Raw genomic sequence first — 20,746 nt, 5'->3', positions numbered from 1 at the left:
GTCACATGCCTGGACTACTCGCCTGAGCGGGTGTCACAGGTGAATCAGGCTCTGGTCGTCGACGGGAAAGTCGGCGCTGCGGGTGAGCGGCTCCCAGTTCGTGAACTCGGCCCGGAGTTCGTCGAGCTTGTGCATGGCCATCTCGTAGGCGGTCCCGCCCAGGAGCAGCCGGTGCGGAGGGTTCCTGGCCTCGACGGTGGAGGCGATCGCCGCGGCCGCGCGGCGAGGGTCGCCGGGCTCTCGTCCGGCGTTGGTGCGCAGGGCGGCACGTTGGGTTCCGGCGGTGTTGGCGTAGTCGGCGATCTCGTCGGTGGGCGGTGTCTGCTCGGCCGAGCGTCCGGCCCAGTCGGTGCGGAACGGACCCGGTTCGACGATCAGGACGCGCAGCCCGAGGGGTTCGACCTCCTGCCACAGCGCTTCGGAGAGTCCCTCGACAGCGAACTTGGTGGCGTTGTAATAGCCCAGACAGGGGAACGAGCGCAGCCCGCCGATGGTGGAGAAGTTGACGATGGTCCCGGTGCGGCGCGCCCGCATCCCAGGCAGAACGGCCCGGGTGAGGTGACACAGGCCGAACACGTTGATCTCGAACATACGGCGTACCTCGGCCTCGGCACTTTCCTCGACCGCACCGAAGTAACCGATGCCGGCGTTGTTGACCAGAACGTCGATACCCCCGAAGGCCTCGTGCGCGGCCGCGACCGCCGTGCCCGCCTGGGCGTGGTCGGTGACGTCCAGCGGCAGCACCAGCGCGCGGCTTCCCACCCCTTCGACGAGTGGCGTGCAGCGGTTGACGTTCCGGGCGGTGACCACCACCTGGTGGCCCCGGGCCAGCACCTCCTCGGCCAGGTGGCGGCCGAAGCCGCTCGAACAACCGGTGATGAACCAGGTCTTCATGGGTGCTCCTAATGGTTGTTAACGGGGTCGGCCCGGGTTCGGGCAGACTTCGGGTTTGGTGGCCGCCGGCGGGTGAGCACTTGTTGCTCCTGAACCCCTGTGGGAGTTCCGATGAAAGATCGTGCCCCCGCCGGTGACCGAGAGAGTTGATCGCTGATGGGATGTCGTGCTTGTCCCTGGTGGGCGTGAGCACTGGTTCATTAGGTCGCCGATGGTTCTCTCGTACGGCCGCCGATGTTGACCATGACCAACATCGAGCCTGGGAGGCGCGTTGCTGTTCGTAGGAGATGACTGGGCCGAAGACCACCACGACATCGAGCTGATGGATGCCTCTGGCAGGCGGCTTGCCAGAGCGCGGCTGCCCGAGGGCGTGGCCGGGATGGCCCGGCTGCACGCGCTGATCGGCGAGCAGCTCGGTGAAGACGCCGACGAGACCGCCGAGCAGGTGGTGATCGGGATCGAGACCGATAAGGGCCCATGGGTGCAGGCGTTGATCGCTGCCGGGTACCGGGTGTGTGCGGTGAATCCCTTGCAGGCTTCGCGATACCGGGAACGGTACGGGATGTCTGGCGCCAAAAGCGACGGCGCCGATGCGCACATGCTGGCCGACATGGTGCGCACCGATTCCCACCAGCTGCGCCCGGTGGCCGGCGACAGTGCCGAGGCGGCAGCGATCAAGGTGGTGTCTCGTGCCCACAAGAGCATGATCTGGGAGCGGACCCGGCACATGCAGCGGCTGCGGCACGCCCTGCGGGACTACTTCCCGGCTGCGCTCGAGGCGTTCGAAGAGCTGACCACGCCCGATGCGCTGGAACTTTTGGCCAAGGCACCAGACCCCGCGTCGGCGGCGAAGCTGACGCTCACCCAGATCCGCACGGCGCTGAAACGAGCACGTCGACGCGGCGACATCGACACCAAAGCGGGCAAGATCCAGGCCGCCCTGCGCGCCGAGCACCTCGGCCAGCCCGCCGTGGTGGCACAGGCGTACGCGACCACCATCCGCGCTGCCACTGCCGTGCTGGCCACACTGAACGAGCAGATCAAGACCCTGCAAGGGCAGGTGGAGCAACATTTTGGCCAACACCCGGACGCTGAGATCGTCCTGTCTCAGCCGGGCCTGGGGCCCATTCTCGGTGCCCGGGTGCTCGCCGAGTTCGGCGACGACCAGCACCGCTACACCAGCGCCAAAGCCCGCAAGAACTATGCCGGCACCAGCCCCATCACCCGCGCCTCGGGCAAGAAGAAGGTCGTCGCCGCCCGCTACGTTCACAACGACAGGCTCATCGACGCCCTGCTCAGCCAGGTCGTCCCCGCCATGACCGCCTCGCCCGGTGCACGAGCCCTCTACGACGAGCTGCGAGCCCGCGGCACCGACCACTTCGCAGCATGCAGACACGTCGCCAACCGGCTCGTCGGCATCCTGCACGGCTGCCTCAAGACCCGCACCCGCTACAACGAGGAAACCGCCTGGGCTCACCGCTCGGCCAAACCAGAGGAATCTGCGGTTGCGGCTTGACATTCAAACTCCAGGGATGTCTTTCAGCGGTCGAGCCAGCGTCAACCGGCTCATGGTGGGGGTCGAGGTGAACGTCAGGTCTCCGTCAGTCCCAGGCTGAGGGGCTCCCATCGGCGCAGCTCGTCAAGCTGTGCTTGCAGGACGCCGCGGACTCCTTCGAACGCCTCGCTTCCGACGGCCAGGCGTCGGGGCGGCTGCGGGTGGGCGACCACGGCGAGGATCGCGTCCACGACCAGGCCTGGATCGCCGTACCCCTCGATCGGGCGGTTCGAGAGCTCGCTGAGGAAGGCGCCGGCGGTCGGAGCGTAGGTCTGGTTGGGCGCGACGAAACGCACCGAGGACGCGAAGCCCGTGCGGGAGACGCCCGGTTGAATGGTCGACACCCGAACGCCAGTGGGTGCCAGTTCGAGCGCCAGGGTGTCGGAGAGCAGTTCCACCGCGCTCTTCGTCGCGGAGTACAGACCGGTGGCGGGCCAGGAGACCTGTCCGAGGAACGAGGAGACCTGGACGATCCGGCCGGCGGACTCACGCAGCGCGGGCAGCGCGGTGCGCAGGACGCTGAGCATGGCGAAGAAGTTGGTCTCGAAGATGGCCCTGGCGCTCTGGTCGTCGGTCTGTTCGACCGTGGCGAACAGCCCATAACCGGCGTTGTTGACAAGGACATCCAGACCTCCGGCCGTGCGGAGGGCCTCCTCGACGATCGGTCCGGCCCCCTCGCTGGTGAGATCGAGGATCACCGGCGTGATGTGGTTCGGCGCGAGCGTCGCCAGTTCGGCGAGCCGGTCGGCACGGCGGGCCACGGCAATCACGTGGTTGCCGGCCGATGCCACCCGCTCGGCGAGCAGCCGGCCGAATCCGGAGGAAGCTCCGGTGATGAGCCAGGTCGTGGACATTGCGGTTCTCCTGCTGCTGTGTGCCGTCGTGTTCATGTCTCTTCAGCCAACAGGGAGAACGGCAGCCACGGGGTACGGCAGCGAGCCCACCGCTTCCTAGGATTGGGAGGGCCACGTGCGAGCCGGTGACCAAGGTCGGCGCGGTTACCGTGGACGTATGGATCCGAACGCCGAGCTGGGCGACTTCCTCCGCTCGCGCCGGGAGCGGACCAGCCCGCACTCCCTCGGCCTCCAGTCGGTCGTGCCGCGGCGGGTGCCCGGCCTACGGCGGGAGGAGCTGGCACGTCTCGCCGGGGTGAGTGTCGACTACTACACCCGGCTCGAGCAGGGCCGGCCCATCTCGCCGTCGGAAGGTGTGCTTGACGCTCTCGGATCCGCGCTGGGCCTGGAGGACATCGAACGCAGGTACCTCGTCGAGCTTGCTCGCGCGCGGAACAGGCCGAAGCGTCAACCGCAAGCCGCGCAGGCGGTCCGGCCCGGTCTGCTCCGGCTCATGGACACCTTCGGCGACATGCCCGCGTACGTCCTCGGTCGACGGACCGACGTGCTCGCGGCCAACCAGATGGCGCGCGTCCTACTGACGAACTTCTCCGCCATGCCGGCCCGGGAACGCAACGCCACCCGGTGGCTCCTGCTCGACGAACGCGCGCGAGCCATCTATCGCAACTGGGAAGAGGTAGCTTCCGACATCGTCGGGTGCCTACGGCTGGACGCCGTCCGGCGGCCGGATGACCCTCGTACATCTGAGCTCGTCGGCGAACTCTCGGCGAAGAGCCCGGAGTTTCGGAAGTGGTGGGAGAGCCAGCGAGTGGTGACCCGATGCGGGGAGAAACACCTGCATCATCCGATGGTTGGTGACCTCGAGTTCGAGGTCGAGGCGCTGCGTTCCCACGACGACGAGGAACAGACGCTGTTCGTCTATCTGCCCAAGTCTCGCTCTCGATCCGAAGAGGCGCTCGCGGATCTTTCCAGCTGGCAGGACTCCCCCGGACGCGCGGTTCGGCCCAGTCGGGTCTGATCAACCTCCCTCTGGCGCGGAGGGGCGGTCGACCTCCGTCTCGCCGTCACCGCGGTGACGACGGTGGCGGCGAACGCGCCAGACCGCGATCACCATCAGCACCGCCGCGAGGACGACGAGAGCCGTCACCCGGCCGAACGTCTTCTCCACCACCGCGTACGACGAGCCCGCGAGCTCGCCGACCAGGACGGCGGCGACGCCCCAGGTGACGCCGCCCGCGGCGTTGTAGGCGAGGAACCGTGGATAGGGCATCCGCGAAGCGCCGGCCAACGCCGGCATGGTGGCCCGGAAGAACGCGACGAACCGGCCGAGGAACACCGCGGTGCCGCCCCGGCGGGCCATGAGGTCACGTGCGGAGTCCACTCGTCGCCGGTGCCGGCCGAGCGCACGGGCGGACAGGAGTCGCGGACCCAGGTGCCTGCCGACCTCGTAGCCCACGGTGTCACCGACGATCGCGGCGACCACCACCACGGTGATCATCACCGCAAGGTTCGCGTGCCCGGCGCTGGCCGCGACTCCACCGAGGATGGCGGCGATCTCCCCGGGGAACACGAACCCGACGAACAGCGCGTCCTCCGCGAACACGATCAGACCGACCAGCGCGTACAGGGGAAGGCCGTGAAGGCCCAGCAACCAACCAGTCAGCCATTCCATGACACCTGCTCAACCGGTCTGTGGTTCCTCGTTGTTCCGGGGATTCCGATCACGCGCCCGTGATCGCGGCGATCATCTGTCAAGCCGCCATTGTCGCCACGTGAGGCAGACCTGCGCACATCGGCGCCAAGCACCGGAACGGTGCGAAGGGCGAGTCGTCGACAAAGCAGACGAACGGATCTAGCATGCGCACGTGCCACGTGCTGGAGTGATCCTGGTCGCGAACGGGTTCGTCGCCGCCATCGAGCGGGTGAGATCGGGCAGCCGCTACCACGTGTTGCCCGGCGGTCAGATCGAGCCTGGCGAGGAGCCCGCGTAGGCCGCGGTGCGAGAGGCGGCCGAGGAGTTGGGCCTGGACGTGTCCATCGACGGGCTCGTCGCGACCGTGCACTTCGGCGGCAGCGAGCAGTACTACTTCCTGGCCCGGTCCGTGGGCGGGACCTTCGGCACCGGCGGCGGGCCGGAGATGGGAAGCCCGGCAGACTCGGACTCCGGCAGCTATCGCGCCGTGTGGCTGGCGACAGACTCTCTGCTCAGCAACGACCTGCGGCCGCGGTCACTCGCCCAGCGGCTGCGGCGATCCGCCGAGCTGACATCGTGGCGAGCGTTGCTGATCGAACCCCTCGTCATCCACGAGCAGCCGCTTCCGCCGGCTTCCAGCACCATGTCGCGACACTGATCCGCTGACGGCACACGGTCTCACGGCATTCGCGAAACCTACGATCAGACCCCGAAACTTTCATGATCTCTGGCGTCCGGCCGCGGATCTGCGTTCCTAGGCTCGATGGTGAAAGTCAAACGCATCGCGCCCGCAGGCATGGAGGTGTTCAGAGTGAAGGCAGTGGTACTGGCCGGATTCGGCGGCCTCGACAGGCTGGTGTTCAAGGAGATACCGAAGCCGGAGCCAGTAGAAGGGACAGTTGTCATCAAGGTGATGGCATTCGGGGTGAACCACGCCGAGATGCACATGCGCCGGGGAGAGTGGGCGGAGGCGGCCGAGGTGAGCGGCATCGAGTGCGTCGGTGTCGTGGACGCCTGTCCCGGTGGGGAGTTCCAGGTGGGGACCAAGGTCGCCGCGCTCATGGGCGGCCTGGGCCGCACCATCAACGGCAGCTACGCCGCATACACGCGCGCGCCGGCGTCGAACGTCGCGGCGATCGAGTCGGAGCTGTCCTGGGCCGAGCTCGCGGCCATTCCGGAGACGTACGCGACAGCATGGACCTGCCTCTTCCGCAACCTCGAGATCTCCCGCGGCCAGACGCTGGTGCTTCGCGGGGCCACCTCGTCGTTCGGACTGGCCGCACTGAACATGGCGGTGAACGCGGGAGCGAAGGTCATCGCGACGACCCGGAGCAAGGAGCGTGCCGGCAAACTCGAGGCGCTGGGCGCGGAACGCGTCGAGATCGAGGGCACCGACCTGTCCCAGCGGATCCTCGAACGCCGTGAGCTCGACGCGGTTCTCGACCTCGTGGGAAACAGCACGCTGCTCGACTCGCTGGCGATGGTCCGGCGCGGCGGGAGGGTGTGTCTCGCCGGGTGGCTGGGCGGCCTCGCCCCCATCGCGGAATTCAACCCGTTGCTGCAGATGCCGAGCGGAGTGCACTTCAGCTTCTTCGGAAGCTTCGTCTTCGGCACGCCGGGCTTCCCGCTCTCCGACGTTCCTCTGGGGGAGATCGCGGCCGACGTGGCCGCCGGGCGCTACCAGGCGAAGCCGTCCAGGGTCTTCCACTTCGAGGAGATCAGGGAGGCGCATCGGGTGATGGAAGCCAACGAGGCCAACGAGGCCAACGAGGCCAACGGAAAGATGGTCGTCGTCATCGACTGAGCCAGTCAGGACCCCTCCCGACTTCGCGGCACCGGCGGGCTGGACGGGAGCGGTGCGGGCTGGGACATTGAGCCTTATGGCGGCCATCGGGGGGATCGAGCGTACGCAGGGACCGGCGGCCGCCGGCGTCACGGCCCTGCCGCTGCTCCAGAGGCTGCTGGTGGCGGCCCGCCTGTGGTCGACCGGCGGCGCGGTCGACCTCGACGCGGTTTCCTCCGTCCGCGACCAGGCACTCGCCTCGAACCACCGGCGTCACCTGGCAGAGATACCGGTGTACGCCCAGATAGCGGCCGAGGCCGGCGTTTCGGACCAGGCTTCCCCCGACGTCATCCGGGAGCGGCTCGTCCTCCGCGACGACTGGTTCAAGAGCTACGACCCGGACTGGGTCGGCTGCGACTTCGCCCGGCTCACGGCGTGGCTGGAGACGATCGCTGCCGTCCGCGCTCCGCTGAGGATCGAGGGGTCGACCGACCTGGCGTCGTGGCGGGCCGAGCTCAGGCGGAGCGGCATCTTCGTCACGTTCTCCAGCGGCACCGGCGGGCAGCCGTCGCTCGTTCCACGCGACGAGATCACGCTGGCCGCCCTACGGAGCAGTTCCGGAGTACGTCTGCCCTGGTCGCCGGCGGCGGGCGAGTACGACCTCCTGGCGTTGACGTCCCCCGGTATGGGTTCCGGCATCCAGTCGGGGGCTGCCGGGCTCGCGGCCGGCGCGCGCCGCGTCCACCGGCTCGGCGGACCCGGACTCGCCGAGTTCCTGCGTACGGCCGCACACCACCAGCAGCAGGTCGTCATCTACGGTCCGCCGTCCGGGCTTTCGGAGGTGGTGGACCGGCTCGGTCAGCTCCCCGAGCGCCTGCGACTCCCACCCGGTAGCTGTGTTCTCACCGGCGGTGGCTGGAAGAAGGACCTTCCCCACGACCTCGCGACCTTGTTCGACGCTGTGTCGGAGCTGCTCGGCATCGACCGCGGACGCTGTGTGGACACCTATTCCACGGCCGAGCTCAACACGGTCTTCGTCTCCTGCCGCGACGGTCGCTACCACGTGCCGCCCGTCGTCGAGGCCGTCGTCGTCGACGACCTGCTCAGACCTGTCGACGATCCGGCACCCGACGGGCGGCTGGCGGTGTTCGATCCGTTCGCGCTCTCCTACCCCGGCCTCCTCGCCACCTCCGACCAGGTGCACCTGCGTCAGGACCCCTGCGCGTGCGGGCTGGGTGGCCAGACGCTCCTCCCGCCGATCCGCCGGATGCCAGGTGCACCCGAGCGTGGGTGCGGCGTGGTCGACGTGCGGGCGCAGCGATGACCGCCGTCCGAGCCGGCCTCAACCTCGCCGACGTCCGAACCGTCGCGGGTGTCCAGGTGGTACGGCTGCCGGCCGTGGTCCGCGGTCGCCCCCGGATGCCGGCGTGGCCGCGGGTCGGCGAGATCCGCGAGGCCGTGGCCGCCCGCGCACAGGTGGTGTTGGGTCCCACCACCGACGACGCCTACCTGCTTGTCCGTCCCGTTCTCGACCGGGGCTCCCTCGCGCCCTCCGGTGACGTGCAGGTGGTCGTCGTACCCGCTCCTGACCCGCGTGAGCTGCTCGAACCAGATCCGTCCGCCGCGATCGTCGAACTGCTGCGGACGCCGTTCGAGGAGATCTGTCAGTTCGTCGACGCCGTCGGCGCGGCCCTCGCGGACGGTGCCGGCGACGTGGCTGCCGCCGCGGACCTGTTGGCGGTGACCTCGTCCGTCGACGACCGCGTCCACCGTGCCTTCGGGAGCCAGCTCCCCCAACTCTTCGACGGTGCGACGTTGCGATCCATGGTGAGCACCGAGCTCGGCGGGACGGGCCTGCGCCAGCTCGACGGCTGGGTGCGGATGCCGGAGCCGGTCGTCCACGGTATCCACGCACAGCTGGCCTCCCGCGATGCCGAACTCAGCCCGCCCACCGTGTCCACGGCCGCGCCCCTGTCGAGGGCGGCGCCGACCACCCAGCTGCACATCACGGCAGGCAACACGCCGGTCGTGCCGGTGGTCTCGCTGTTGTGGGGATGGGCGGCCAAGGGCGCGTGCGTCGTCAAGCCGTCCGCCGAGGCCGCACCCGTCATCGCGGCGCTCGCGGGCGCGTTGGCCTCCGTTGACCCGGCGCATCCGCTGACCAGGCACACGACCCTGGCGTACTGGCGTGGCGGTGACGCGCGGGTCGAGGACGTCCTGCTGGCGGAAGGCGCCTTCGACCGCCGGGTGGTCTGGGGGTCGGCCGAGACGGTCCGCAGCGTGACACGCAGGGGCGGGTCGACCGACACCATCGTGATGCGGCCCCGACATGCGGTCAGTCTGATCGGGCGAGCGGCGCTCGCGCACGACCTCGCCGCCACGGTCCGACTCGCCGCGGTCGACTCGACGATCGCCGACCAGCAGGCATGCATGTCGTCCCTGCTGCATCTCGTCGAGGGCTCCGACGACGAGGCGGACACCTACGCCAGGTGGCTCGCCGACATGCTGGCTCGCTGGGACGCCGCGCTCCCCCACCGCTCCCCCGACCGGACCAGGGGAGAGCTGCTGGCGTTGCGCCGGGGCCTGCTGGCGACCGGAGACTGGCACGTCCAGGGACGCTGGCCCGACGTGACGTCCGCCGTCGTACGGATCGACCGCGGTTTCGACCTGCGCCGCCATCCAGGGGGCCGGATGGTCCTCGTACGCGCTGTCCCGAACCTCGCCGAAGCGGCCCGCACCCACGTCGATCGCGACGTCTCCCATGTGGGAGTCGCTCCCGCCGATGCCCTCGCGGGCCTGCGCGACGTGCTCGCCAGCCGCGGTGTCGACAATGTGCTGCCGCTGGGTGAGGCCGAGCGCACCTATGCCGGGCGGCCGCACGACGGGATGAGCGTGCTGAACCGGCTGGTGCGCTGGGTCAACGCCTGACCCTCCTGAGATGGTCCCCGACGAGGGCGGCCGCCGAGCCCGGATCCTCCAACAGGGCAAGGTGTCCGCAGCCGGGCATCACCCGCACCGTGGCCGACGGGACCGCGGCCGCGATCGACCGGGCGCAGGCCCGGTGGGTGAACAGGTCGCGTTCGCCGAGCACGACGAGAACAGGAGTCTCGACGGCGGCGAGCTCACCGGCCCGCTGCGGACGGTCGACGAGGCGGCGCATGCCACCGTCGCGGAGTTCACGCCACTCGTGCTGCTCGATCAGCGCCCGAACACGCGGGCAGGCGTCCGGACGGCTGTCGAGGCCGGCGAAGGTCGCCGGCGGGGACGTCATCCACAGGCGCGTCATGTGCGGGCCGGGTCCGTGCCGAGCGAAGAGCGTGGCCAGGTCGACATAGCGGCGTTCGACCGTGGGTTCGTGGGGCATTCCGGCGAGTGCGGGCGCGGCCAGCGTCCACGACTCGAACGCCTGTGGGTGGCGGATCGCCATCTCCGCAGCGAGGACGGTGCCGAACGACAGCGCGACGACATGCGCGATCGAGGTCCTGGCCGCCGCACTGACCACGGTGTCGGCCAGCGCCCCCAGATCCTCCTCCGGCCGAAGCGAGCGCGACGATCCGTGCCAGGGCAGATCGATCCCGACGTGCCGCCAGCCCGGCAGCAGGTCCCAGAGGGGCTGCCACACCGCAGCCCGCATCGTGTAACCGTGCAACCAGAGCACCCCGGGGCCGGCTCCGACCTCGGTGACGGAGAGGCCGTCCCAGTGCGACGCGGTCATCGGCCCACGCTCACGAATCGCTGGCAGAACGCGCGGTAGGCACGTACGAGCTCGTCGCCCTCGGTGTACTTCGGCGTCACCGAGGTGTCCAGGTGGTCCCAGATCACCGTGTCCTGGTCGAAGGCGGTTCTGCTGCCGCTGACCAGTGAGGAGAGTTCGCGCACGGTCGGCGCACCGCTCGCACGCTGGCGTGGAAGAGCCACCGTCACCCGGGCCACGCAACCACCCTCTGCCGTCGGCGTCGCCGCGGTGATGACGACGTTCGGAGCATCCGCCGACCCGAGTTCGGAGACCACGACGGTCGGGCTGAACACCTCGGCCGAGAACCGCGCCCGCGCCGTCGTGTCGGCGCCCTCCTCCACCTGCCACTTGTTCGGCCGCACCATCTCGAAGGAGCCCTCGACGCGTAGGACACCCGCCTCGTCCTCGAACACCGAGAGCCGGGGCCGGCGGGTCAGGGCGTGCACGGCCGCGAAATGGTCGGCGTCGACGACGTTTTCGATGACGTACTCGGCAGGAATCGACAATGTTCGCTGGAACGCGGGTTTTACGAAATGAGTGCGCGAAAGGGCAAGCAGGCGGCGGGAAAGACCCGTCTCGCACGCATCATCGAGCAGCACGAACAGGCCGCCGGCCGCGTGCAACGTTGAATACCGGGTAACCGAGAACAACGCCGGACGATCGTCGCCGAGGTGTACCCGGTGACCGTGGAAGGGACAGACGACGACCGAACCATCCACGCGTCCGCCATATCCGAGGTGAGCCCCGCGATGTGGGCAGGTCCCATCGCACACCACCCAGCCCGAATCACCGTACACCGCGACCAACCGACGGCCGGCGATGTCGACCGGAAGGACCTCGCCCGTCAACTCCGAATCGGAGGCCACCTGGGTCCATCCGACGTACATGCGCACCCCCACAGCAAGTACGGACCACCAACGCCACAGCACGTTTCGACGCCGTCGCGACGCATTCTCGACACCGCGTCGACACCGCTTCCAGACGGGCCTGAAGTCGGGCTTCAACACAGCCTTGACCGGGTTATACACGGAGCCTATCTTCCAGAAAAGACTCAGGAGGGGGCCGTGATGGCCGGCGAAGAGAACCCGTTCAAAAAGGCTCTGGAAGGGGCCGAAGCAGAGGTCCGCCCGTTCTCGCGGGAAGCGACCAATCCCACCAAGGCCCAGCAACTTCGAACTGTCGCCGACCTCGACCTGGTCGGGCGAGAGACCCTGGAAAGGACCCCCAGGATCGCCGATCTGACAGTTCGTGACCTCAACGACCTCGCCGCGGAGTTCAGCGGTGTTCCCACCAACAACCCGAAGGTCGCCGCCTTGTCGCTGGAGGACATCCAGGACATCGAGTCGGTCTTCTTCGACTTCAAGGTCGCGGCCGGCAAGGACCTTGCCCAGATCGGCAAGGGCCAGCTCGCGTCGGTCGACGTGTCGTGCTGCTGCTGCACTCCATGCTGCTGCTGCGCGGCCACGGACATGTCCGAGTCCGCCTAGCTATGGCACGAAGCGAGTTGCCGGACGCGGATCACGGGCAGCCGGCCGACCCCCAGCCAGGACTCAGCGCCCGCGGAGTGCGAGTCGTACGGCTCAGCCCGGACGAGGTCATCGTCAAACGAGGCCTCGCCGAGGTGCGGCTGCAGCTGGAAGGGGTGGCCGAAGTCCTCGACCGCGTCCTGCGGCTCGCCGACGGAACCCTCGATGCGGAAGCCATGGTGGCGACGTTCGAGCCCGACCTCCAGCCGGAGGTGCGTCGCCTGGTCACCGGCCTGCGGGCGCGAGGTCTGCTGCACGACCGAAGCGCCGAGCAGCCGGCCGACCTGTTCTGGCTGGGTGTCGCCTCGCACGCCCCGGACGCGAGGGCGCGGCTTACCCAGGCTTCTGCTCTCGTGATCGGCGACGGCCAGGTCACCGAATCCCTGGCCGCTTCCCTTACCGCGTGCGGTGTCGGTCGGGTGGAGACCGACACCAAGCCACCCAAGCAGGCAGGTACGTGGGACATCTGGTGCGCGGCCTCGGAGGATCCCGCCGGGGGCGGCCCGGTGGCGGAGGCGGACGCGGCCCTCGGCGCTGGAGTCGTCTTCCTTCCTGTGTGGCTTGACGATCTGGTGATTCACGTCGGCCCGATGACCCACCCGTTCGACAGTGCGTGCCTGCGTTGCTACCTGCTGCGGGTCGACGCCAACGACCCACACCGCGAGGTCCACCGGCTCCTGCGCGGACAGGACGGCGACGGCTACTCCGGCGCGGGGTTCCTGTCGCCCATGACCTCGGTGGCGGGTCAGGTCGCTGGCATGGAAGTGGTGAAGTACCTCAGCGGCCTACCGGTGACGACCGTCGGCCGGGCGATCGAACTTAGCCTGGTCCCGTTCCGCTGCGATGTTCGACGCGTGCTTCGGGTGCCGCGGTGTCCGGCCTGCAGCGGCGTGGCCCGGCAGGGCGCGCCGATCGTCGCGCACGGCTCCCAACTCGCCGAGTGAGAGGTCGCGACGATGACGGCTGCGCCCACCATCCTCGATCTGTGGAGTGAGCTCGTCGACGCACGGACCGGCATCGTCCGTGAACTCCGCGAGCTGCTCGTGGACGACGACGATCCGCCGTTCGTCCACTATCTCTCCTACTCCTCCCACACCGAGGCGTTCGGGTACCTGCCCAACTTCGGGAACAACGGCGGTGTCGGCGCGAGCCCGGCGGCCGCGATCGCGAAGGCCCTCGGTGAGGCGGTGGAGCGGTACTGCTCCGCGATGTTCGACTACGACGACCTGACCTGGTCCACCTTCCGTGGGCTCGGCGAGCCGGCGACCCCACCCGACGCGTTCGCGCTCTACACCTCCGCGCAGTACGACGCTCCTGGCTTTCCGTGGCGCCGTTTCGACGTCGACACTCCGGTCGCCTGGGTCCGGGGAACCTCCCTGGTGAGCGGCGAAGCCGTCCTCGTACCGGCGCCCTTCGTCTACGTGCCCTACCACTACCAGCGCAGTCGTTCCGACACCCCTGTCACCCAGCCGATCTCCACCGGGCTGGCGTGCGGTGTGTCGTTCGAGAACGCGGCCCTGTCCGCCCTGTGTGAGGTGGTCGAACGCGACGCCTTCACCCTCATGTGGCAGGCCCGTCTGCGGCGGCCACGGATCCCCTGCTCCAGCCTTCCCGGCGACCTGCTCGACCTCGTGGAGCGGTACCACTCCGTCGGGCTGGTCGTCCACCTCGTCGACATCAGCACCGACGTCGCCTGCCCGACCGTCCTGTCCGTCGCCGAGGGCTTCGCGCCGACGTCGCCCGCTCTCGCCGTCGCCGCGGCGTCCCACCCCGCCCCGGGGGTCGCGACCCGCAAGAGCCTTGAGGAACTCGCCCACACCCGCAAGTTCGCCGCCCAGGTGATGGATTTCCTGCCACCGGTGCCGGTCGACGTCGAGGGCGGCCATCCCGCGGTCGACGGCCAGCGCGCCCACCTGCGCTTCTACTGCCCGCAGGAGTCGAAGGCCGCGGCACGGTTCGCGTGGAGTGGCGACAGCGAGGTCGCGATGGACGAGGTTCGGGGCGCGGCCGACGGCGGCCTCGACACCCTCGTGGCCGAGGTGTCGGCAACGGGTGAGGACGTCATCGCCTTCGACCTCACCACCCCCGACATCGCCGACCTCGGCCTGCGCGTGGTGCGGGTCGTCGTGCCAGGGTTCCACCCGCTCCAGATGGGCCACGCCAACCGCTGTCTGGGCGGTCGACGACTCGCGACGATGCCTGGCCGGCTCGGCGCCGCCGCTCCCTGGGCGCCCGAGCACGACAACCCCTACCCCCACCCGTTTCCCTGAGTCGACCCACCCGACACCGACGTCCCCGAGGGCGACGGCCCGGACCAGCGGCTTCCCGACAGTGAAGGAGATCTGCGGTGCACCCACTCGACGCGTTCCTGCTGAGTGAGGGCGACGACGTCGTATGGGAGGCCTTTCACGAGAACTCCAAGACGAGCCGCGTCGAACCACACCTCTACTTCGAACGCCACCCCTCCGACCAGACGATCGTGACCATGATGCGGGGTCTGCGTGAGGTCAAGCCGTACGCCGACCGGGCGAAGGTCGCCCTCCCGGAGGAGCTGGGCTCGATGCGGGTCTCCCTCGAGGACGCGCTCACGGGGCGGGAGTCGGCGCGGGAGTTCGGGCCCGGGCCGGTGAGTCTCGGCGACGTCGGGACGATCCTGCGCTGCGCCCAGGGGGTCACCCGCGACAACGTGGACACCTCCTTCCCACGCCCGTTCCGCTCCGTACCGTCCGGCGGGGCGCTCTACCCGCTCGAGGTGTATGTCTGGGCGCGGTCGGTCACCGACCTCCCGACCGGCCTCTACCACTACGACCCGCACGACCACGACCTCGACGTTCTCGGGGACGTCGACATCGACGACGCGTTCGTCCAGCAGGACCTGGTGGAGTCCGCGGCCGCCGTCGTACTCGTCTCGGCCGTCTTCTTCCGTTCGGTCTTCAAGTACGGCGAACGCGGGTACCGGTTCGTGCTGCTCGAGGCGGGACACCTGGTGCAGAACGCCCTCCTCGCCGCGCGGGGTCGGGAACTCGCAGCCGTCCCGATCGGCGGCTACTTCGACCGCGAGGTGGACCGCGCCCTCGGGTTCGACGGGCTCCACGAGTCCGTGGTGTACGCGATGCTGGTCGGCCGGCCGGTGTCGGCATGAGTGTGCCGATCTCGCACACGGCGCACCAGCCCGCCCCGAGCGGAGCCACGGCCCTGAAGTCGTTGCTGTACCCGCTGTCGCCGGATCAGTTCCGCGCCGAGTACTGGCAGCGCCGGCCGGTCCATCTCACCGGCTGGCCCGACCGGCTCGCCGGCGTGTTCGACCGGGCCGCGCTGCGCCGGGTGCTGGCCCGCCAGCACGAGGTCGGACTCTCGGTCCGCGTGAGCGGTGACCGCGAGGGTGACCACGGCGCGGCGAGCGCACACGTCCTGGTCGAGGCCACCGACGTCGCCGAGCACGTGCGGGCGGGTACGTCGCTGTGCGTCGATCCCGTCGACCGCGCGGACCCGCGGCTCGCGGCGCTCGCGACCTCGTTCCAGAACGGACTCGGACACGTCGGGCCAGTGAGTGTGAAGTGCTACTACTCCACGCCCGGCTACGGGTTCAACACCCATCTGGACGCCCAGGTGGTGACGACGTTGCAGATCGAGGGAACCAAGCGGTGGCGGATCTCGCGACAGCCCGGCGTGCCCCATCCGAGGGACAACGCGTTCCTCGACACCAGCGGAGAGATCCGCTACGTCGGGCGTACCCCACGATCCCTGCGGCCCTGGGAAACCCCTCCGGTCGATCGCGACAGGTTCGTCGAGGTGGTGCTGCGACCCGGTGATGTGCTGTGCCTGCCCGCGGGTACGTGGCACGAAGCGAAGGCCGTCGGCGAGGCGTCACTGGCCCTGAACTTCTCCTTCGCGCCCGTGGACGTACTCGGCCTGTTGCTGACCCGGATCAGGGCGCGCCTTCGCGACGACGAGTCGTGGCGGACGGGCATCCCGGCCGGCCGGGCCGCCGACGGTTACCTCGCCACGCGACTGCGGGACCTGGCCCGGGAGCTCCACACGCTCGCACTCGACCCGACCGTGACGTCCGGCCTGCTGGGTGAGCGGGACGAGGCCACCCTTGACGCCGTCCGCTCCGAACCAGCCGCCGCGGTGCACGCCGCCGCGCTGGCCAAGGGCGCCGCCCTGACGGGGCGCCGGGTCCAGTGTGTGCTCGGCGTTGCCGACGCCAGGAAGTCGGCCGACTGGTACGCCCGCGTGATCGGCAGCGAGATCGTCTCCACGATCCCCGAGTTCGGATGGGTCGAGGTGTCGACGGCGGTCCCCGGTATGACGCTCGGCCTGACGGAGATGCCCACGACGGTGGCGAACCGGGGCGCCGTTCTCGACTTCGAGGTCGACGACCTCGAGCGGGTGCGCGGCGTACTCGCGGCGAACGGCGTGGCGGTCACCGAACCGGCGACCGAGATCGCCGGGGTGGCACGGGTGCTCGCCGCGCGCGATCTCGACGGCAACCAACTGATGTTCTTCGAACCGCACACCAATCGGAGTGACACGTGAGCACAAAACCACTGGACGAGCGAGTCGTGATCGTCACCGGCGGTGCCAACGGCATTGGTCGCGCCTACTGCGAGGACCTCGCACGAGCCGGAGCGCGGGTGGTCGTCGCCGACATCGACGCGGACGGCGCCCACGACCTGGCCGCTTCACTCAACGACGCGTGCGGCGAGAAGCGCGTGACCGGCGTGGGAGTGGACGTCACCTCGCCCGAGGACACGATCGCGATGGTCGACACGGCGAGGAGCACCTTCGGCTCGGTCGACGTGCTCGTGAACAACGCCGGAAGCTACCCGCACGTCCCCTTCGACGACATCGACCTCGACGCCTGGCGCCGCGTGATGACCCTGAACCTCGACAGCGTCTTCCTCTGCACCAAGGCTGTACTGCCGGCCATGACCGCGCAGGGCGACGGGGTCATCATCAACATCGCGACCAACCTCGTCTGGTCCGGACTCGCGAACATGGCTCACTACATCGCCGCCAAGTCGGGAGTCGTCGGACTCACCAAGGCCCTTGCCCGCGAACTCGGGCCGCGCGGCATCACGGTCAACGCACTCGCCCCTGGTGCCGTGATTCCCGACCGGCCGTTGAGCCAGGTAGGACGGAACGCGGTCGACGAGATCGTGCGCTACCAGGCGGTGAAGCGTCCGCAGGGGCCGACGGACCTCGTCGGGGCGTTGCGGTTCCTCTGCTCGCCGGAGTCGGCGTTCGTCAGCGGTCAGGTCCTGACCGTCGACGGCGGACTGACGATGCACTGACCCGATGGCGACCGTTCCCGTCTTCGATCCGCGTCGGCCAGACGGCCACGCCGATCCCTATCCCCTCTACCGGTCGATGCGGAGCCTCGCCCCGGTCAGCCACGTACCCTCGGCCGGCACGTGGTTCGTCACCTCACACGAGCACTGTCTCGCGGTGCTGCGCGACGCGCGGTTCTCTGCCAGCAAAGGACAACGGCTGCGGCTACGCAGGACCGCGCTGCCGCCCTCCATGCTGACCACGGACCCGCCGGACCATACGCGGTTACGTCGTGCGGCGGCTCCGGCCTTCGAGCCCGCCGCGATGGCGCGGGCGAGGACGTGGATGGCTCCCACGGTGGCCGCCGGTGTACGGGACCTGTGCCACGCGCTCGGATCAGGTGACGAGGTCGACCTGGTCGGCGGGTTCGCCCGCCCCCTGGCGGTCTCCGTCCTCGGCAGCTTCCTGGGAATGGACCCGCCCGAGCTTCCTGAACTCGCTGACTGGGGCGCTGCCGTCGCGGTCAACCTGGACCCGTTCGCCGATCCCGACACCGACGGCCACGCCGCCCGACAGATGCAGCAGATGCTCGAACGGTTCGCCGATCACCTGCACGCCCGCTCGCTCCGACCGGCTGACGACGCGCTCACGGTCCTGGCTCGCGCCCACACCGCAGGAGCGCTCGCGCCCGGCGACGCACTCAGCACGGCTGGGCTGCTCATGGTCGGCGGGCTCGACCCGCTGACGGACCTGATCGGAAACGCTGTGGCGGCGATGCTGGGAACGCCGGCCGCGCGACTCGAATCCGGGGGCAGGCTCCGTACGGTCGTGGAGGAGTTCCTGCGCTTCGACGCACCCATCCAGTTCACGGCACGCCAGGCCACCGAGGCCGTGGAGCTTGGTGGTCAGCGGGTTTCCGCCGGGGACAACGTCGTCGTCCTGCTCGGCGCGGCCAACCGTGATCCCGCGAGGTTCACCGATCCCGACCGCGTGGTGCCGGACCGGAGAACGAATCCACACCTGTCCTTCGGCGCGGGCCCCCACGCCTGCCTGGGCGCACCGCTGGCGCGGATGTTCGCAGAGCTGATCCTCGAGGCGCTGCCACGTCCGCTGCCGTCGTTCACGGCAGGGCCCACCCCGGCCGTACGACGTCCGGCGACGGTCCCGCGCGGCTACCAGCGGCTCCCGATCCGGCGAATCGCAGGTCAGGCGTGAGCATCACGGCCGAGGATCTCGCGGGCCGCACGGCGTCCACTGGTCAGCGCCCCCTGAACCAGACCTCGCACCTCGGGGTCGCCACACGCCTCACCGGCGAAGAAGACGACGCCCGCGAGCGGCTCGGCCCACCGCCGCGCCGCCGCGTCGACCCCCACCACCGGAACGCTGTATCCGCCCCCTGCCCAGGGATCCGTACCCCAGTCGCACACCAGAACGTCCTCGACGCCGCCGAGGTCGGGGTCGACCAGCGCCGCCGCCGTGGCCGCCCGACCGGCGTTCCACCCACCCTGCCGGGCGATCGCGGCGGCCGGACCCTTGATGTGCCCACGGACCACCCTCGAGCCGGCGGTCGTACGCCACAACCCGCCGGGCGGATCGGCGAGCAGGACCCACGTCGACCTGCGCGCCGGGGCTGTCGTCGTCACGACGATGGCGAGCGCGTCGTTGGAGGCAAGAGGCATGAGAGCGTCCAACCTGGCTTCCGGCAGGGGTGGGTCGAAGCCCAGTCGGCCACCGAGAACGACCGAGGGTGGGACGGTGACGACCGCCGTCCGGGCGCGGATCGGTCGTGTCCCGCGGATCTCGACATGGGCTTCCGACCACACGACCGTCTGCGCCGGACAGGCCGTCCGAATGTCCAGGCCGGCGGCGAGTGCGTCCACGACGGCCGTGAAGCCGTCGACGAGCAGCACCTCGGGCCCGTGCCGCCGGGCCGCCCGGGTGCCGACGACGCCCTGCAGATCGAGGGTTCGACAGTCCCCTCCCACCACCTGGTCGAGCCAGGCGCTCGCCAGGAAACGGCGATCCTCCGGCAGGCCTGCCAGCGCCTTGCTCACGGTGCCGGCGCGATCGCCGGCGACAACGCTGCCCAGCTGTGCCTCCACGACCCACGGCGCCGGCGACCGGTGTCGCGACAGGTTCGCCGCGTCCCATCGCGCACCTTCGTGCAAGACCGCGAGCTGGGCATCCATCGGGAACGCCCGGACGCGAATCCCGGCCGCTCGCACGAGTCGGGCAAGCGTGTCGTCGCGTGTCTGGTGCACCACCTGAGCGCCGAGCTCCACGACCTCGCCGTCGGGCATGCGTACGGTGTGGACCCGACCACCGACGCGATCACGCGCCTCGAGAACGATGACCCTCCGTCCAGCGGAGGTCAACTCCTGCGCGCACGCGAGCCCCGCGACTCCCGCTCCGACGACCACGACGTCCGCGGACTCCACGTCGATCACGCTAGCAAGGGAATCCGATGAAAGCACGGGTGGACGATCTGCTCGCGGCCTTCGGCGAGCTCCTCGTAGAACTCGACATCGACAACGACCCCACCGAACCCGTCGCCGAACTCGGCCGGCTTCTGGCCAGGCCGTGGTCGGACCATCGACGCGATCCTGCCGCGTGCCGATCCGCGTTGACGCGGTCCGGGGCGCCGTTCGAACTGTCGCTCAAGCTGGACATGGGCGGCGACCCGTCCCTGCGGTACGTCGTCGACACGGCCGACCACGCGCTGGACCTCTCGGGCAACCTCGAGCGGTATCTCGATGCCGCGCGGATGACGACGGGCCAGCCCGATGGCGTACTCCGGCAACTCCTCGACTGCCACCTTCACGACGTGCCGCCCGGCACCAAAGGCACTGTGATGCACGGCGTCGGACGGGCGGGCGGTGGTCGGCGGCGCAGCTCGCTGTACGTGCCCGCGAGCTGGCTGGTCGCGGACGACCTGGAGAAACGGCTCCCGGGTCCCGTGCCTCTCCCCCGCCCCGCTGAGGTCGTCGGCTATGACTTCGGCGCCGGCGGACTGACCTGCTGGAAGACCTATCACTGGCTCAGCGTCGAGCCCGGCCGCGTGCTGGCCGATCATCCGGATCCACTGCGGAACCTGACCTACGCGGGACAGGTGTACGACCGGTTCTCGGCCGCGGTGCCGGACAGCGCGCGTGGGATGTCGACGTTCCTGCAACGGAAGGTCGACGGGAACGGGACGCAGGACAAGCTGTTCTTCTTCGCCGGACCGTGGGGCTGGGCAGGGCCGGACGGCCTGGCCGACCTGCTGGCGTTCCTGTCGGGGGTCGTCGCGGTCGACCTGGGTCCGCTGCGGCTGGTCAGCGCGCTCACCCGGCGCCATCAGGTCAACCTCCACCTCGGCCTCCTGGCCGTAGGCGGCGAGACGAGTCCCTCGGTGACGTTCTACCTCTGGCCGACCTGACGGCGTCCCGGCG

At 69.7% G+C, this 20,746-nt stretch carries 21 protein-coding genes and 1 pseudogene; 15 read left to right on the top strand and 7 right to left on the bottom strand.

The genetic code is table 11. The annotated features are described in order from the left end of the window. Nucleotides 1–33 precede the first annotated feature (33 nt). Entirely contained in the window at nt 34–894 is an 861-nt protein-coding gene (locus tag HEB94_RS28655; RefSeq protein ID WP_192752759.1) for an oxidoreductase, read from the bottom strand. 271 nt (nt 895–1,165) lie between these two features. Between HEB94_RS28655 and HEB94_RS28650 the strand changes: the two genes are divergently transcribed. Then, entirely contained in the window at nt 1,166–2,410 is a 1,245-nt protein-coding gene (locus HEB94_RS28650) for an IS110 family RNA-guided transposase (RefSeq protein ID WP_192752758.1), read from the top strand. 74 nt (nt 2,411–2,484) lie between these two features. Here HEB94_RS28650 and HEB94_RS28645 read toward each other — a convergent pair whose 3' ends face one another. Beyond that, a complete protein-coding gene (locus HEB94_RS28645) occupies nt 2,485–3,303 on the bottom strand; it encodes an SDR family oxidoreductase (RefSeq protein WP_192752757.1) in 819 nt (272 codons plus the stop codon). A 157-nt stretch (nt 3,304–3,460) separates the two neighbouring features. Between HEB94_RS28645 and HEB94_RS28640 the strand changes: the two genes are divergently transcribed. Continuing rightward, entirely contained in the window at nt 3,461–4,321 is an 861-nt protein-coding gene (locus HEB94_RS28640; RefSeq protein ID WP_192752756.1) for a helix-turn-helix transcriptional regulator, read from the top strand. Here the strand turns inward: HEB94_RS28640 and HEB94_RS28635 are convergent, their stop codons facing one another. Continuing rightward, entirely contained in the window at nt 4,322–4,975 is a 654-nt protein-coding gene (locus HEB94_RS28635) for a DedA family protein (protein WP_192752755.1), read from the bottom strand. It abuts the gene before it with no gap. A 193-nt stretch (nt 4,976–5,168) separates the two neighbouring features. Between HEB94_RS28635 and HEB94_RS52770 the strand changes: the two genes are divergently transcribed. From HEB94_RS52770 to HEB94_RS28615, 5 genes are all read left to right on the top strand, one after another. Continuing rightward, on the top strand, nt 5,169–5,294 hold the full coding sequence (locus HEB94_RS52770; protein WP_273376627.1) for an NUDIX hydrolase: 126 nt from the start codon (nt 5,169–5,171) through the stop codon (nt 5,292–5,294). Nucleotides 5,295–5,300: 6 nt separating this feature from the next. Next, on the top strand, nt 5,301–5,654 hold the full coding sequence (locus HEB94_RS28630; protein WP_192752754.1) for an NUDIX hydrolase: 354 nt from the start codon (nt 5,301–5,303) through the stop codon (nt 5,652–5,654). Between the two features lie 153 nt (nt 5,655–5,807). Then, nucleotides 5,808–6,800, top strand: coding sequence for a zinc-binding dehydrogenase (locus HEB94_RS51250; RefSeq protein ID WP_192752753.1), 993 nt, complete (start codon nt 5,808–5,810; stop codon nt 6,798–6,800). A gap of 76 nt (nt 6,801–6,876) precedes the next feature. Then, nucleotides 6,877–8,103, top strand: coding sequence for a LuxE/PaaK family acyltransferase (locus HEB94_RS28620; RefSeq protein ID WP_192752752.1), 1,227 nt, complete (start codon nt 6,877–6,879; stop codon nt 8,101–8,103). Continuing rightward, on the top strand, nt 8,100–9,707 hold the full coding sequence (locus HEB94_RS28615; RefSeq protein WP_192752751.1) for an acyl-CoA reductase: 1,608 nt from the start codon (nt 8,100–8,102) through the stop codon (nt 9,705–9,707). Before HEB94_RS28620 ends, HEB94_RS28615 begins: the two co-directional genes overlap by 4 nt. Here the strand turns inward: HEB94_RS28615 and HEB94_RS28610 are convergent. The 3 genes and pseudogenes from HEB94_RS28610 to HEB94_RS54830 form a co-directional block, all read right to left on the bottom strand. Continuing rightward, entirely contained in the window at nt 9,697–10,494 is a 798-nt protein-coding gene (locus tag HEB94_RS28610) for an alpha/beta fold hydrolase (RefSeq protein ID WP_192752750.1), read from the bottom strand. The genes HEB94_RS28615 and HEB94_RS28610 overlap by 11 nt on opposite strands. Next, nucleotides 10,491–11,021 carry a hypothetical protein gene (locus HEB94_RS51245; protein WP_238361657.1) on the bottom strand — a complete coding sequence of 177 codons (531 nt, stop codon included), beginning with the start codon at nt 11,019–11,021 and terminating at the stop codon, nt 10,491–10,493. The genes HEB94_RS28610 and HEB94_RS51245 overlap by 4 nt, the downstream gene beginning before the upstream one ends. A gap of 183 nt (nt 11,022–11,204) precedes the next feature. Beyond that, nucleotides 11,205–11,402, bottom strand: a pseudogene (locus tag HEB94_RS54830) (Rieske 2Fe-2S domain-containing protein); the annotation flags it as partial. Between the two features lie 180 nt (nt 11,403–11,582). Between HEB94_RS54830 and HEB94_RS28600 the strand changes: the two are divergent. From HEB94_RS28600 to HEB94_RS28570, 7 genes are all read left to right on the top strand, one after another. Then, nucleotides 11,583–12,002: a hypothetical protein gene (locus HEB94_RS28600; RefSeq protein WP_192752749.1), complete on the top strand. Its 420-nt coding sequence runs from the start codon at nt 11,583–11,585 to the stop codon at nt 12,000–12,002. A 2-nt stretch (nt 12,003–12,004) separates the two neighbouring features. Continuing rightward, entirely contained in the window at nt 12,005–12,985 is a 981-nt protein-coding gene (locus HEB94_RS28595) for a TOMM precursor leader peptide-binding protein (protein WP_192752748.1), read from the top strand. 12 nt (nt 12,986–12,997) lie between these two features. Further along, complete coding sequence (locus HEB94_RS28590; protein WP_192752747.1) at nt 12,998–14,311, top strand: YcaO-like family protein; 1,314 nt, start codon at nt 12,998–13,000, stop codon at nt 14,309–14,311. Nucleotides 14,312–14,388: 77 nt separating this feature from the next. Further along, nucleotides 14,389–15,183 carry a SagB family peptide dehydrogenase gene (locus HEB94_RS28585; RefSeq protein WP_192752746.1) on the top strand — a complete coding sequence of 265 codons (795 nt, stop codon included), beginning with the start codon at nt 14,389–14,391 and terminating at the stop codon, nt 15,181–15,183. Continuing rightward, entirely contained in the window at nt 15,180–16,580 is a 1,401-nt protein-coding gene (locus HEB94_RS28580; RefSeq protein ID WP_192752745.1) for a JmjC domain-containing protein, read from the top strand. The genes HEB94_RS28585 and HEB94_RS28580 overlap by 4 nt, the downstream gene beginning before the upstream one ends. Next, nucleotides 16,577–17,338 carry an SDR family oxidoreductase gene (locus tag HEB94_RS28575; protein ID WP_202896603.1) on the top strand — a complete coding sequence of 254 codons (762 nt, stop codon included), beginning with the start codon at nt 16,577–16,579 and terminating at the stop codon, nt 17,336–17,338. Before HEB94_RS28580 ends, HEB94_RS28575 begins: the two co-directional genes overlap by 4 nt. Nucleotides 17,339–17,342: 4 nt before the next feature. Further along, on the top strand, nt 17,343–18,530 hold the full coding sequence (locus tag HEB94_RS28570) for a cytochrome P450 (protein WP_192752744.1): 1,188 nt from the start codon (nt 17,343–17,345) through the stop codon (nt 18,528–18,530). On the opposite strand, the gene HEB94_RS53750 is transcribed toward HEB94_RS28570, so the two are convergent. Continuing rightward, nucleotides 18,521–19,762: an FAD-dependent oxidoreductase gene (locus tag HEB94_RS53750; protein ID WP_192752743.1), complete on the bottom strand. Its 1,242-nt coding sequence runs from the start codon at nt 19,760–19,762 to the stop codon at nt 18,521–18,523. The two genes, HEB94_RS28570 and HEB94_RS53750, sit on opposite strands and share 10 nt — an antisense overlap. A 17-nt stretch (nt 19,763–19,779) precedes the next feature. Here HEB94_RS53750 and HEB94_RS28560 point away from each other — a divergent pair, with 17 nt between their 5' ends. Further along, nucleotides 19,780–20,733 carry a hypothetical protein gene (locus HEB94_RS28560; protein ID WP_192752742.1) on the top strand — a complete coding sequence of 318 codons (954 nt, stop codon included), beginning with the start codon at nt 19,780–19,782 and terminating at the stop codon, nt 20,731–20,733. The last annotated feature ends 13 nt before the right edge of the window (nt 20,734–20,746 follow it).

Origin of the sequence: Actinopolymorpha pittospori (genome assembly GCF_014873875.1) — a bacterium.
Lineage (GTDB): Bacteria > Actinomycetota > Actinomycetes > Propionibacteriales > Actinopolymorphaceae > Actinopolymorpha > Actinopolymorpha pittospori.
The sequence above is the reverse complement of the archived record's forward strand: the minus strand, read 5'-3'. Positions and strand labels throughout refer to the sequence as shown.